Origin of the sequence: Massilia sp. PAMC28688, assembly GCF_019443445.1 — a bacterium.
Lineage (GTDB): Bacteria > Pseudomonadota > Gammaproteobacteria > Burkholderiales > Burkholderiaceae_D > Telluria_A.
Genome location: NZ_CP080378.1, coordinates 4,252,308 through 4,265,744, shown reverse-complemented (window position 1 = coordinate 4,265,744; position 13,437 = coordinate 4,252,308). Strand labels below are relative to the sequence as shown.

Genomic DNA, 13,437 nt, shown 5'->3' with positions numbered 1-13,437 from the left:
TTCTTTCGTTGACGGCATCGCACTTGCTTAGGCGGCTTCCTTGCACAGGGCTTCGCCAAACAGCAGGCGGCTGCGGATGGTTGAAATATCAGTGCGGTTCTGGATCAGGTCGAAATACCACGCGCCGTCCTGCACATCGCCATACAGCACCGCGCCGATGATGCGGTTGGCGGAGAGCACCAGGCGCTTGTAGACGCCGCGGCGCGGGTCGCGCAGCACCAGGTCTTCGCTGCCCTGGCCGCCAATGAAGTCACCGGCAGAATACAGGTCCACGCCGGTCACCTTGAGCTTGGTGGCGGTGGCCGCCTGCACGTAGCGGCGGTGTCCTTTTTGCGCCAGGTGGGCCGCGCACACCCTGGCCTGCTCCCAGATTGGCGCCACCAGGCCAAAAATGGCGCAGCGGTGCTGCACGCACTCGCCCACCGCGTACACGCGCGGATCGAAAGTCTGCAGCGTGTCGTCCACCACGATGGCACGTTCGCAGTGCAGCCCCGCTTCCTGGGCCAGCGCGATATTGGGCCGCACGCCCGCGGCCATGACGACCAGATCGGCCCCGATTTCGCGCCCATCCTTGAAGCGTACGCCGCTCACATGGCCGCTGCCGACAATCTCCGTGGTGTGCGCGTCGAGCATGAACTGCAGCCCCTTCGCTTCCAGCGTCTGCTTGAGCAGGAGCGCCGCCGGTTTATCGAGCTGCATGTTCATCAGGCTGTCCGTCACGTGGACCACCGTCACCTGCATGCCGCGCCGCTGCAGGCCGTTGGCCGCTTCCAGCCCAAGCAGCCCGCCGCCAATGACCACCGCCCGCCCGCCGCTGCGGGACGCGGCCAGCATCGTATCGACATCATGAATGTCGCGAAAACCAATCACCCCGGCCAGCTTGTGACCGGGCACCGGGATGATGAACGGGTTCGAGCCGGTTGCCATCAAGAGCCGGTCGTACCACACTTCGCGCCCGGACCTGGCGCGCACCAGGCGCCGGCGCCGGTCGATGTGGACAATCGGGTCGCCCGCATGCAATGTGATACCGTTTTCGGCATACCACTCCCTGGTATGTATCATGATGTCGGCCATGCTCTTGTCGCCGGCCAGCACCGGCGAGAGCAGGATGCGGTTGTAGTTCCCGTGCGGCTCGGCGCCGAACACGGTGATGTCATACAGGTCCGGCGCCAGCGCCAGCAATTCCTCCACCGTGCGCATGCCGGCCATGCCGTTCCCGATCACTACCAGCGACTGGCGCGGCGGCACGGGCGCCGCGTGTGCATCCGCATGGCTGCCGCGCGCTCTCATAGGCCTACCCACACTTTGCCGGCTTCGATCCGCGCCCGGTATGCGGGCACCGAATGCTCGGGCGCCTCCAGGCATTCGCCGGTGGCCAGGTCAAAGTGATGCTTGTAGATGGGCGAGGCCACGACAATGCGTTCACCGAGGTTGCCCACCAGTCCGCGCGAGATGACGGAAGCGCCGCTGTTGGGATCGTAGTTCCCGATCGCGAACACGGCATTGTCGGCCCCGGCCACGTGAAATACGGCCACCTGCTGGCCCGCCACCAGCGCGCATACGCCGGTATTGGGGACGATCTCGTCAAGCGCGCAAACAGCGGTCCAGCTATCGAAATGAATATCGCGGTGCATAAGCTTCTCCTTCAGGCGCTCTTGATGGCAATGGGGATGACGCGGCGGCGTTCTTCCACCGTCGCGGGACGGATCTGTCCGCGCTCCGGCATGAACATCACGTTCTGGTCGCTCTGGTCACTGTTGACGAAGTGGCGGAAGCGCTGGCGCGTGGCGGGATCGCTGACGGCCGCCTTCCATTCGCACGCATAGGTGCTCACCACATGGGCCATGTCCGCTTCCAGTTCCGCGGCCAGGCCAAGCTTGTCGGCGATGATCACGTCCTGCAGGTAGCCAAGGCCTCCTTCCAGGTTGTCGCGCCAGACGCTGGTGCGCTGCAGGCGGTCGGCGGTGCGGGTGTAGAACATGAGGAAGCGGTCGATGTAGCGCACCACGGTTTGCTCATCGAGGTCGGACGCGATCAATTCCGCGTGGCGCGGCTTCATGCCGCCGTTGCCGCACACGTACAGGTTCCAGCCCTTCTCGGTGGCGATCAGGCCCACATCCTTGCCCTGCGCCTCGGCGCACTCGCGCGTGCAGCCGGACACGCCGAACTTGATCTTGTGCGGCGTGCGCAAGCCCTTGTAGCGGTTCTCCAGCGCGATCGCAAAGCCCACGCTGTCGGCCACGCCATAGCGGCACCAGGTCGAGCCGACGCACGACTTCACGGTCCGCAGCGACTTGCCGTAGGCGTGGCCGGATTCAAAGCCGGCCGCGATCAGCTCTTCCCAGATCAGGGGCAGCTGCTCCACGCGCGCGCCAAACAGGTCCACCCGCTGGCCGCCGGTGATCTTGGTGTACAGGCCGTACTTTTTCGCCACCATCCCCACTGCGATCAAGCCGTCTGCCGTCACTTCGCCGCCCGGCATGCGCGGCACCACCGAATACGTGCCATCCTTCTGGATGTTGCCGAGGAAGTAGTCGTTTGAATCCTGCAGGCCCGCGTGTTCGGGCTTGAGCACGAAGTCATTCCAGGTCGAGGCCAGCACACTCGCTGCCACCGGCTTGCAGATATCGCAGCCCAGGCCCGTGCCGTGCTGCGCCAGCAGGTCCGCGAATGTTCTGATCTTCCCTACCTTCACCAGATGGAAAATCTCCTGGCGCGAGTAGGCAAAGTGTTCGCACAGGTGGTTGTTGACCGCCATGCCCTGCTTTTTCATTTCGGCCTTCATCACCTGCGTGACCAGGGCCACGCAGCCGCCGCAGCTGGTGCCGGCATTGGTGCAGCTCTTCACCGCGCCGATCGTGCTTGCGCCCCCGCACACGGCTGCGCAGATGGCGCCCTTGGAGACGTCATTGCACGAACAGATCTGCGCCGTATCGGGCAAGGCATCCACGCCCAGCGCGGGCCGCGCCTTGCCGTCGCTCTGGGGCAGGATCAAAAACTCCGGCGCATCCGGCAGCGCGATCTTGTTGAGCATCATCTGCAGCAGCGTGCCGTAATCGCCGGCGTCGCCCACCATCACGCCGCCCAGCAGGTACTTGCCGCATTCCGACACCACGATCTTCTTGTATATCTGGCGCCGCTCATCGGTGAACTGGTAGCAGCGGCTGCCCGGCGTGCTGCCGTGCGGGTCGCCAATGCTGGCCACGTCCACGCCCATCAGCTTGAGCTTGGTGCTCATGTCGGCGCCGCCGAACTGCGCCTCGTGCTCGCCCAGCAGATGACGCGCCGCCACCCGGGCCATGTCATAGCCGGGCGCCACCAGGCCGAATACCTGGCCGCCCCACAGCGCGCATTCGCCGATGGCGTACACGTCCGGGTCCGAGGTCAGGCAGTGGTTGTCGATCGCGATGCCGCCGCGCGCACCGAGCACCAGGCCACAAGCCCTGGCCAGGTCGTCGCGCGGCCGGATGCCGGCCGAGAACACGATCATGTCGGTATCGAGGTGGCCGCCGTCGGCAAACACCATGCGGTGCGTACCATCGACACCATCGGTGATTTCCAGGGTGTTTTTCTGGGTATGGACCGTCACGCCCAGTTCCTCGATGCGGGTGCGCAGCACGCGCGCGCCGGCATCATCGACCTGCACCGCCATCAGGCGCGGGGCAAATTCCACCACGTGCGTTTCCAGGTCCATATCGCGCAGCGCCTTGGCGCATTCAAGGCCCAGCAGGCCGCCACCAATGACCACCCCGCGCCGGCCGCGCTTGCCGCATTCCTGCATCGCCTCCAGGTCCTCGATGGTGCGGTACACGAAGCAGTCAGCCCGGTCCTTTCCCGGCAGCGGCGGCACAAAGGGATAGGAGCCCGTGGCAAACACCAGCTTGTCGTAGCCGAGCACCTCGCCGCTGGCCACCGTGACGGTCCTGGCCGTGCGGTCAACCTGCACCGCGCGCGCATTGAGCTTGAGGAGCAGATTGTCGCGGTCAAAAAAGCCCGGCGCCACCAGCGACAGGTCCTGCGCGCTCTTCCCGGCGAAAAACTCCGACAGATGCACGCGGTCGTAGGCCGCGCGCGGCTCTTCGCACAGCACCGTCACCTCCAGGTGCGAGGCCGCCGGTCCCGCCAGCGACTCCAGGAACTTGTGGCCCACCATGCCGTGGCCAATCACGATGATCTTCATGCCGCCGCTCCTTCCATGGCCGGTGCGGGAGGTGCCATGCGCACCGCAATTGCGCACAGGGCCGACAGCAGCACCAGGCCCGACAGGATCGTCAGGGTCTGGGCAATGTCGCCCGTCCCTTTCATCAGAAAGCCCGCGGCCACCGCGCCCACATTGCCGCCGGCGCCGATGATCCCGGCCACCCCGCCCAGGGCATTCTTGTCGATGAACGGCACCAGCGCGTAGGTTGCGCCGCAAGCCATGTGGGTGAACAGGCCGAATACCAGCATGGCGATGACGGCGTAGGTCACCGTGTCGGCCTTGGCAAACCACAGCAGGCCAATGCCCTCGCCGATCATGAGGATGAACAGCAGCGTCACGCGGCTGTTGAGCGTGCCGCGCAGCGCCATCCTGTCGGACAGGTAGCCGCCCAGCGCCCGGGCAAACAGCGCCAGCAGGCCAAAGCTGCCGGCCGCCAGCCCGGCCGACTTGAGCGACAGGCCGAAATGGTCGACGTAGTAGACCGCCGCCACGTTATGAATGAAGATCTCGATGCCGAAGCAGGCGCCGTAAGTGACAAACAGCAGCCACACGCGGTAGTTGGCGCTGGCTGCCTTGAAGCTTTCCCAGCCACCCTTCTTGCCCGCTTCCAGCGGCACGCCGGCGGCGCGCAGCTGCGCATAGTTCCCTTCCGGGCAGTCCTGGGTGAAGGTCCAGTACAGCGCCGCCATCACGATCATCAGCACGCCGGGCACCACCAGCGCCACGCGCCAGCCCATGGTCTCGCTCACGCCCAGCATCACAACGGCCGCCAGCAACAATGGCATGAGTGCCTGCGCCGCGCCGCCGCCCGCGTTGCCCCAGCCGGCAGCGGCCGCATTGGCCGTGCCGACCACCCTGGGTCCGAACATGACCGAGGTATGGTACTGGGTGATGACAAAGCTCGCGCCCACCGCGCCGATCCCCAGGCGGAAGAACAGGAAGCTTTCATAAGTCTGGGCCGCGGCCACGCCCAGCACAGGGATGGAGCCGAGCAGCAGCAGCGCGGTATAGGTCTTGCGCGGCCCGTAGCGGTCGCACATGGGTCCCACGATCAGCCGGATCAGGATGGTGATGGCGACGGCCGCGATATTGATGTTGGCCACCTGCGCCATGGTCAGGCCAAATTCGCCTTTAATGACCGGCATCAAAGGCGCGCAGGCGAACCAGGCAAAGAAGCAGACGAAAAAGGCCATCCAGGTCAGGTGAAAGGCCCGCATCTGCGGCGTGTTGAAACTGAAAAGTGCGATGTGATTTGCTTTGGTGGCCATGATCTATCCTGTTAAAAACAAAAAGGCGTCCGGCCAGCCGCCAGCGATGAACCGGGGCTGGGCGGACGCCGTTGTCCTGCCGCTCCTTCGTTGGAGCGGCTGCGTTATTCAGGGGATCGCCATTGATCCGTTACTACAGCTTCAGCAAAAGCCGTGCCAGGCAATCGAGGGGGAGGATTGGCGAAAGCACGGCAGGACCGCTCTATTGCGGTGCACAACAGCCAAAACGGTGCGTTATCAAGGTGCGCCCCGTGTGGATCGGCAGAGGACCCTAGAGCAGGTCTTCCACGTCCAGGATGCGCTGCGCGATCTCGGCCAGCTTCATGTTCTTGTTCATGGCCATGCTGCGCAGCTTTTGATAGGCCTGTTCTTCGGTCAGGCGCTGACTGCCCATGAGGATGCCCTTGGCGCGATCGATGACCTTGCGCTCGGCCAGCTTGTGGCGCGTGGCGTCGAGCTCCGCCAGCAGCTTTTGCTCCTGCCGAAAGCGCGCCAGCGCCACCTTCAGCACCGGTTCGATGCGCTCGGGCTGCAGGCCGGCCACGATATAGGCCGACACGCCGGCGGCCATGGCCGCATCCATGCTGCCGCTGCGCTGGTCTTCGGTAAACAGCACAATGGGGCGGCGTTCGTCGCGCGTGGCCACCACGATATGTTCGAGCACATCGCGCGCGTCGGAGCGGGCGTCGACGATGATCATGTCCGGCTGCAGCTGGCCTACGCGCTCGGGCAGGTACATGTCGGCCGGAAGCGAAGCGACGATGTCGTACCCGGCCTCCAGCAAGCCAATGCGCAGGGCGCCGGCGCGCCGCACCTGCTCGGCCAGCGCCGGTTCGTGCTCATCGCCTTCGAGCAGCGCGGAGGTGACGACGACAATGCGCAGCTTGCGTTCGGAAGAGCTGGTAGTAGTTGGCATGATTCTGACAGTGGAGCGGGCGTGAAAGTCGCCCGGCCACCTGTTGTTAGCAATTTGTGCGCCAGCAGCGCGCCAGCATGGTATACATAGGGTTTTGCACGCCGAAGCCACCATGCCGAAACCGACCCTGTCCATCTCCCTGACCCTGTCCGCCCTGCTCCTCGCCTGCGCCACGCTGGCCCCGCTGGCGCAGGCCGCGCCCAATGTCGTCTACGTGACGCGCCACGCCGAAAAGACCGGCGCCGACAAGGACCCCGCACTCACGGCGCAGGGCGCGGCCCGGGCCCGCATGCTGGCCGCCCTGCTGCACAGGGCAGACATCCGATACGTGTTCAGCTCCGACACGCGGCGCACGCGCCAGACGGCCCAGCCGCTGGCCGAGCGGGTCAAGCTCAATGTGGAAGTGTATGACGCCGCCAGGCCGGCGCCGGCCATCGAGAGGATCAAGGCGCTCGGCGGCCCCACGCTGCTGGTGGGCCACTCCAACACCGTGCCCGACCTGGTCCGGATGCTGGGCGGCGCGCCGGTGGCGCCGATCGGGGACGATGAATACGACCGCCTGTACCAGGTCAGCATCCACGACAATGGCACCGTGAGCACGGTGCTGCTAAGCTCCAGCGCCAGCGCGCCCTGAGGCCGGCGCTCAGTCGCGAAACGTGGGCGCCGGGCCGCCGGGGCCGGCCATCAGGGCCTGCTGCAGGTCGTCGGACATGAGCATGGCGGCATTCCAGGTCGCCACGTAATTGAGGCCATCGGCCACGCTGTGGTCGCGCGCGTAATTCATCATTTCCTTGCTGCCGCGGATCGACAGGGGCGACTTGGCAGCGATTGCCGCCGCAATCTCGCCCACTCCTTCATACAGCGCTTCGCGGCTGCCGAACACGCGGTTGACGAGGCCCATCTCGCGCGCCTCGGCAGCGTCGACCCGGCGCCCCGTATAGGCCAGTTCGCGCGCCATGCCCTCGCCTATCAGGCGCGGCAGCCGCTGCAGGGTACCGACGTCGGCCACCATGCCGATATCGATCTCCTTGATCGAAAAATACGCGTCGCTGGAACAGTAGCGCATGTCGGCGCACGCGATCAGGTCCATGCCGCCGCCAATGCAGGCGCCATGCACGGCCGCCAGCACCGGCTTGCGGCAGCGCTCAAGAGCGGTCAGGCAATCCTGCAGGTCCAGGATCACGGCGCGCAGTTTTTCGCGCATGCGGCCTTCGCAGTCGTCGGCGATGGTGCCGCCCATCCCCATCATCATGTGCAGGTCGATGCCGGCCGTGAAGCACTTGCCTTCGCCGGCCAGCATGGCCACCCGCGCCTGCGGCGTGCTGTCCACCCAGCGAAAGGCACTGCGGATGTCGTGCCACATCTGCAGGTTCATGGCATTGGCCTTGTCGGGCCGGTTCAGCGTGATGGAGGCAACGTGCCGCTCCAGCGACACCCCCAGGGTCTCAAATTGCATGGCTCGCTCTCATCGCAGTTACTGGCCGATGCCAATCAGGTGAAAGCCCGTGGTCATGTCGCTGCACGCCATCAGCGGCTGGTTGGGGAACTTGTAGACGCCCCAGCAGCCGGCGTAGCCCGATCCCGTGGCCGGGTTGGTATCGATGCGCAGCACCATATTCGGCTTGGCGGGATCGGTCAGGTCCATCACCACCGCGCCTTCCGTGTAATGGCTGACGTAAGCCATGCGCCCTTCCATGACCACATTGTGCGGCGTGCCGGAACCGACCTTGAAGCTCGACAGCTGGGTCGGTTCGGCCGTGCCGTTCAGGCGCCACACGCGTGCCGGCAAGCCTTGCGGCACTTCTTCGGTGGTGACGACAAAGGTGCCGTCGCCGCTCGGCCAGATGTTGTGGGCGTAGTTGCCCGGCACGCTCCAGCGCACTTCCATCACCGGCGCGCTGGGGTTACTGACGTTCCAGATCGAAAAGCTGTGGGCGTCGCCCTCGGCCACGTACACCTTCTCGCCCACCGCCGTCATGTCGTGCACATTGCGGCCGCGGTTGAAGGTGGTGACGTAGCGCGGATTTTCCGGATCGGTCTTGAGGTCCCATACTTCGATGGCGCCCACGTTCGGTGTTGCCCCATGCTCGCCGCCCGGGTCGCGCAGGGCGCCGCCGCCAAAGATCATGCCGCCGGGGCTGTCGTACAGGGGCCCCTGCACCGGCGTCACCGCCGTGCCATTGCGGCGCTGGATGTAGGCCAGGCCGCGCACGGTGTCGATGTCGATGGTGTGGGCCGTCAGGCGCCCGTCCTGGGGCGTGAAGCTTTTCACGTAGCGCACCGACGCCGGCAGCTGCGACAGGTCCAGGATCATCACCCCGCCGCGAAAATTATCCTGCTCGGACACGATGTAGGCATGCTGGCCGTACACCCGCATCTCGCGCCAGTAGGTACCGGGCGAGGACGTATTGGTGGGACCGTCGATTTCATCGACCACGCGCACGTTGGCCGTATCGCGCAGGTCGAGCACCAGGATACCCTTGGCAGTGCCCATGAGCGCGTAGCGCGAACCGTCCGGCGCCGTATAGCCCCAGGTACCGGCCACGCCGCTGCGCACCACGTTGGCCAGCACCTTGCCGCCGACATTCCCGCTCGGCGGCGCCGGTGTCGGGCTCGGGGCCGGACCATGCGAATGATCGCCCCCGCCACCGCCGCCGCAGGCGGCCAGGGTCAGCAGGCAGGCAAGCGCCAGGGCGCTGCGGTTAACAGTCAGTTGAACGGACATCATGTATCCTGTAGTGCGTTGACGATCATCGGATTGGCAGGCTCTGCAGCCGTGCCGGCCAGTTCCGCTACTATACAACGATTGCGCCCGCCTTCCTTGGCCAGATACAGGGCTTCGTCGGCGCGCTTGAAGGTCGCCGCCGGGTCTTCACCGCGCCGGGCGTCGGCTATGCCGATCGAGACCGTGACGTGAAAGCCCGGGCTGATGGAGCTCAGATCGATCTGTTCAATGTGGCGCCTGACCCGCTCGGCCGTAATGATCGCCCCCTCGCTCATGGTCCCGGTCAGCACCATGGCGAACTCCTCGCCGCCGTAGCGGCCGAAGTAATCGGTCTGGCGCAGCGCTTCGCTGGCCGTCTTGGCAATTTGCTGCAGCACCTGGTCGCCCGCGATATGGCCGTGCTGGTCATTGACCTGCTTAAAATGGTCCACGTCCAGGATACACAAGGTAAACATGCTGCCGGTGCGGTCGCAGCGCAACTTTTCGTTGCGAATCGTCTCCATCAGGAAGCGGCGGTTGAACACGCCGGTCAGCTCGTCGCGCATGGCCAGGTCTTCAATGCGCTGCAGCGCCGTTTCCAGCTCGCCATTGCGTGTGGCAAGCTCCTTGTAATTGTCCTTGACCTTCTTGCGCAGATTGGCAATGAAACCACCGAGGCCACTGAACTGGAGGAAGGTCGCGGTGAGCGAAAACCATTGCAGGATTTCCAACTTGAGGTTGATCTCGGCCGGACGGTACAGGCAGATGAGCACAATCATGAGGGCGTAGCCGCCGATGACGACCGAGCTCAAGGTCAGGAAGTCGCGCATGCGGAACTGGAACAGCCCGTACATGGCAGCCGAGATGCACAGGATCAGGAACACCGGCCGCGACTGCTGGGAATGGAACATCACGTAATAGGCCGGCAGGATCGACAGTGATACCTGGGCCAGCGTCATGCTGGGGTCAACGAAGCGCAGGTTCTGGTTGGTGCGAAACATGACAAAAAAGAAGGCCACCAGGCTCAGCACGGCAGCGATGTAGTTTCGGACCACATCAAAGCTGTAGTCACCCAAATACCAGAACGCCAGCACCAGCGATAGGGTCACCAGATAGGACAGGGAACCGACCAGCATGCGCCGTTCCCGCAGCCGCTGGTCAGTCTGGATAGTGCCTGCGCTTACCGCGCCTTCCTTGCTCATGTCACGCTCACTGTTGATCACGCTGTTGCGCCAAGCTTACCCAACCTTGAAGATACCCGCAAGAAAGGCGTACAACGAACAACAGGAATTGGCGGCATAATGATCACTTCGCCATACAACATTATTGCAATGTCATCGATTCCGCTTCCCGACAGTGTCCAGCGGGTTGCCGCCCGCCTGGCGGCACTGGGCCATGACCGGCCCGTCATCATGCTCCCCGCCAGTGGCAAGACGTCGGCCGAGGCAGCGGCCGGCCTGGGTTGCGACGTGGCGCAGATTGCCAAGTCGATTGTGTTCCGGCGCCTGGCGGACGAGGCAGCCGTCATGGTCATTGCCAGCGGCGCCACCCGGGTCGATGAAGACAAGGTGGCAGCGCTGGTGGGCCCCATTGGCAAGGCCAATGCGCGCTTTGTGAAAGAAAAAACAGGCTACGCCATTGGCGGCGTGTGCCCCATCGGCCACGCGACCGGCGTGCTGGTCATGCTGGACAGGCATTTGCTCCAGCTTCCCCTCCTGTGGGCGGCCGCGGGCCATCCGCACGCCGTGTTCAGCCTGACCCCGGCCCAGCTGCAGGGCTTGACCGGCGCCGCCAGCGCCGACCTGTGCAGCGATGGATAATCTCAGCCACGTCCTGGCCGGGCTCGCCATCGGAGAACTGATCGAGCGCAGCCTGGCGCCGGAGGCCGATCCCCATGCGGGCCGGCTGCGGCGCCGCCTGCTGCTCCTTACCGGCGCCTTGGGCGCCAACCTGCCCGACCTCGACCTGGTACTGACCGGGCTGCTCCCGGCGCCGCTGGGCTACCTGCTCCACCACCGCGGCCATACCCATACCATCGTATTTGCGCTGGCCCAGGCGCTGGCGCTCATGCTGCTGCTGTGGCTGCTGTGGCCGGGCGCGCGCCGCCTGCTTGGCGCCAGCCGCAGCGCGCGCATCGGCCTGTGCGCTGCCGCCCTGATCGGCCTGGGAAGCCACCTGCTGCTCGACTACTTAAACAGCTACGGCCTGCATCCCTTCTACCCGCTCGATGGCCGCTGGCTGTACGGCGACATGGTCTTCATCCTTGAACCGGTTTTCTGGTTTGCCTTCGGCCTGCCCCTGGTACTGATGGTGCAGGCACGCTGGCTGCGCCTGGCGCTGCTGGCCCTGTTCCCCCTGTTCCTGGCCTGGGCCTGGTACCACGCCTACCTGCACTGGGCGTCGGCGGCGGCACTGGCCATGTTGCTAAGTGCCCTGCTGGGCACGCGCGCCGCCATGGCCGGACGGGCGCGCCATCCCCTGGTGGCCGGCCTGGCCCTGGCCGCCGTGTTCGTCGGTGTCCAGGGCTGGTCGTCCGGCCACGGCAAGCGGGTGCTGGCGGCCCACCTGCAAACGCTGGACCCGGGCAGCCGCCTGCTGGACGCGGCCCTCACCGCGTTTCCCGCCAATCCCGCATGCTGGACCTTTGCCACCGTGGAATTGACGGGGGAAGCGGGGCCGGGCGCACAAGGCGAAGTGTATCGCCTGCGCCGCGGCGTGCTCAGCATTGCACCGGCGCTGCTGCCCCAGGCCGCCTGTCCTGCCGGGCTGAACCTGGCCGTCAGCGGCGGCACGGCCGCCGTCGGCATGGCGTGGCAAGCACACACGCCGCTGGCCAGGCTGCGCGCGCGCGCCCGCAATTGCCATTTTGCCGCATGGCTGCGCTTTGCCCGCCTGCCCCACGTCGAACAGGACAGCGCGGCCGATATCCGCTATGGCAATCGGGGCGAGAACTTCACCAGCTTCGCCTTTGCGCGCTTTGCCGGCCAGCCCTGCAGCAGCGGCGTGCCCGGCTGGTCCATGCCGCGCGAAGACTTGCTGGACTACGCAAGCGGGGTTCCCGCAAGACAATAGACGCTCGCGGCCGGCAATTTGCGGCGCCTCAAGGGGCCCCGCTGTGACGGCCCTAGCATGACGGATACCTTCCGTCGAGATATTGATCATGCCGTGCGTCCACTTTCCCCGCGTCGAGTTGTTGGCAGAAACGAATTTGAGCCAGCAGTATTACCACGCCATTGTCATCTCGGTGGTGCGCGGCCTGGCGGCGCTCCAGGTCGCCATGGCCCACCTGCGCGCCCAGTTCTATCCTGGCCTCAGCACGCTGGACGATCCCACGTTGTGGTACCAGGGCCTGTCCTTCCTGACCGGCTTTGCCCACCTGGCCGTGATCGTGTTTTTCCTGCTGAGCGGCTGGCTGGTCGGTGGCAGCCTGCTCAACAAGCTGCACCGGCCCCGGGTATTTGTCGATTACGCCCTCGACCGGCTCACGCGGCTGTGGATCGTGCTGATTCCCGCCTTTTTGCTCAGTCTGGCGCTGGGCGCGGCCGAAGGGGCGATTGCCACCGGCAGTGCGGACTGGTCGGCGACCAACGAATTTTCCGGCACGGCGTTTGTCGGCAATCTGCTGGGCTTGCAGGGCATGCTGGTGCCCCGCTTCGGCGGCAATTTCGCGCTGTGGAGCTTGGCCAACGAAGTGTGGTACTACCTGCTGTTTCCCCTGCTGGTCCTGGGCTGCGTGGCGCGCACCCAGGGGCGCCGCGCTGCCGCCCTGTTGACCATGCTGGCAATCGGCAGCCTGCTCGCGCCCGACATCCAGCTCTACTTTTTCCTGTGGCTGTTGGGCGTGCTCTTTTCGCGCGTGCGCCTGCACGCCTCCCAGGGCGTGATCTGGCTGCTGGCCGCGCTGTGCGCGGCAGTGGCCGTGTGGGCTCGCCTGCTGGGCAGTGAAGACAGCACGCTGCGCGGCTCGCTGCTGCACGACCTCGTGTTCAGCCTGGCCTTTCTGGTGTTCTTGTGCAGCCTGCAGCAGCGCGCCAACCTGGCCCGGCGCGACGTGGCCTGGCTGGCGCGCTGGGGCGAACGCCTGGCCGCATTTTCCTTCACCCTGTACGTGGTGCACGTGCCCTTGTTGCTGTTCGCAAAGACAAAGCTCGCCCCGGGGCTCGACAAGGGGCGCCTGTCGCCCGACGATCCGTCCAGCCTCCTGGTCTACGCCCTGCTGCTGGGCGCCGTGGTGCTGGCGGCATGGCTGTTCCACCTGCCTTTCGAAGCCCAGACCGGGCGCCTGCGTCTACTACTCAGGCGGCTGGGTGCAAGGCAGGCAGTGCTGCCGGCACCCTAGTATGGCAGG

General features: G+C 65.6%; 12 protein-coding genes. 4 read left to right on the top strand and 8 right to left on the bottom strand.

What is annotated here, in order from left to right; all coding sequences use genetic code 11:
• Positions 1 to 27 precede the first annotated feature (27 nt).
• From KY495_RS19025 to KY495_RS19005, 5 genes are all read right to left on the bottom strand, one after another.
• Complete coding sequence (locus KY495_RS19025) at positions 28 to 1,290, bottom strand: NAD(P)/FAD-dependent oxidoreductase (protein WP_229518368.1); 1,263 nt, start codon at positions 1,288 to 1,290, stop codon at positions 28 to 30.
• A complete protein-coding gene (gene nirD / locus KY495_RS19020) occupies positions 1,287 to 1,634 on the bottom strand; it encodes a nitrite reductase small subunit NirD (protein ID WP_219880905.1) in 348 nt (115 codons plus the stop codon). Before nirD ends, KY495_RS19025 begins: the two co-directional genes overlap by 4 nt.
• Positions 1,635 to 1,645: 11 nt before the next feature.
• Positions 1,646 to 4,180, bottom strand: coding sequence for a nitrite reductase large subunit NirB (nirB, locus tag KY495_RS19015; protein ID WP_219880904.1), 2,535 nt, complete (start codon positions 4,178 to 4,180; stop codon positions 1,646 to 1,648).
• Positions 4,177 to 5,469 (bottom strand): MFS transporter, encoded by a 1,293-nt coding sequence (locus KY495_RS19010; protein WP_219880903.1) that lies wholly within the window; start codon positions 5,467 to 5,469, stop codon positions 4,177 to 4,179. Before KY495_RS19010 ends, nirB begins: the two co-directional genes overlap by 4 nt.
• 271 nt (positions 5,470 to 5,740) lie before the next feature.
• On the bottom strand, positions 5,741 to 6,385 hold the full coding sequence (locus tag KY495_RS19005) for an ANTAR domain-containing response regulator (RefSeq protein WP_219880902.1): 645 nt from the start codon (positions 6,383 to 6,385) through the stop codon (positions 5,741 to 5,743).
• Between the two features lie 112 nt (positions 6,386 to 6,497).
• Between KY495_RS19005 and KY495_RS19000 the strand changes: the two genes are divergently transcribed.
• Positions 6,498 to 7,019 carry a histidine phosphatase family protein gene (locus KY495_RS19000; protein ID WP_229518367.1) on the top strand — a complete coding sequence of 174 codons (522 nt, stop codon included), beginning with the start codon at positions 6,498 to 6,500 and terminating at the stop codon, positions 7,017 to 7,019.
• Between the two features lie 9 nt (positions 7,020 to 7,028).
• Here the strand turns inward: KY495_RS19000 and KY495_RS18995 are convergent, their stop codons facing one another.
• From KY495_RS18995 to KY495_RS18985, 3 genes are read right to left on the bottom strand one after another with little or no spacing between them, the layout of a single operon-like run.
• A complete protein-coding gene (locus KY495_RS18995; protein ID WP_219880901.1) occupies positions 7,029 to 7,841 on the bottom strand; it encodes a crotonase/enoyl-CoA hydratase family protein in 813 nt (270 codons plus the stop codon).
• 18 nt (positions 7,842 to 7,859) lie between these two features.
• The gene (locus tag KY495_RS18990) at positions 7,860 to 9,113 is read right to left on the bottom strand and encodes an LVIVD repeat-containing protein (protein ID WP_219880900.1); all 1,254 of its coding nucleotides are present in this window, start codon (positions 9,111 to 9,113) and stop codon (positions 7,860 to 7,862) included.
• Positions 9,110 to 10,312: a GGDEF domain-containing protein gene (locus tag KY495_RS18985; protein WP_219880899.1), complete on the bottom strand. Its 1,203-nt coding sequence runs from the start codon at positions 10,310 to 10,312 to the stop codon at positions 9,110 to 9,112. The genes KY495_RS18990 and KY495_RS18985 overlap by 4 nt, the downstream gene beginning before the upstream one ends.
• 78 nt (positions 10,313 to 10,390) lie before the next feature.
• On the opposite strand from KY495_RS18985, the gene KY495_RS18980 reads away from it, so the two are divergent.
• The 3 genes from KY495_RS18980 (at position 10,391) to KY495_RS18970 (ending at position 13,428) form a co-directional block, all read left to right on the top strand.
• Positions 10,391 to 10,909: a YbaK/EbsC family protein gene (locus tag KY495_RS18980; protein WP_229518366.1), complete on the top strand. Its 519-nt coding sequence runs from the start codon at positions 10,391 to 10,393 to the stop codon at positions 10,907 to 10,909.
• Positions 10,902 to 12,161, top strand: coding sequence for a metal-dependent hydrolase (locus KY495_RS18975; protein WP_219880898.1), 1,260 nt, complete (start codon positions 10,902 to 10,904; stop codon positions 12,159 to 12,161). The genes KY495_RS18980 and KY495_RS18975 overlap by 8 nt, the downstream gene beginning before the upstream one ends.
• Before the next feature lie 136 nt (positions 12,162 to 12,297).
• Positions 12,298 to 13,428, top strand: a complete 1,131-nt coding sequence (locus tag KY495_RS18970) for an acyltransferase (protein ID WP_219880897.1) — start codon at positions 12,298 to 12,300, stop codon at positions 13,426 to 13,428.
• The last annotated feature ends 9 nt before the right edge of the window (positions 13,429 to 13,437 follow it).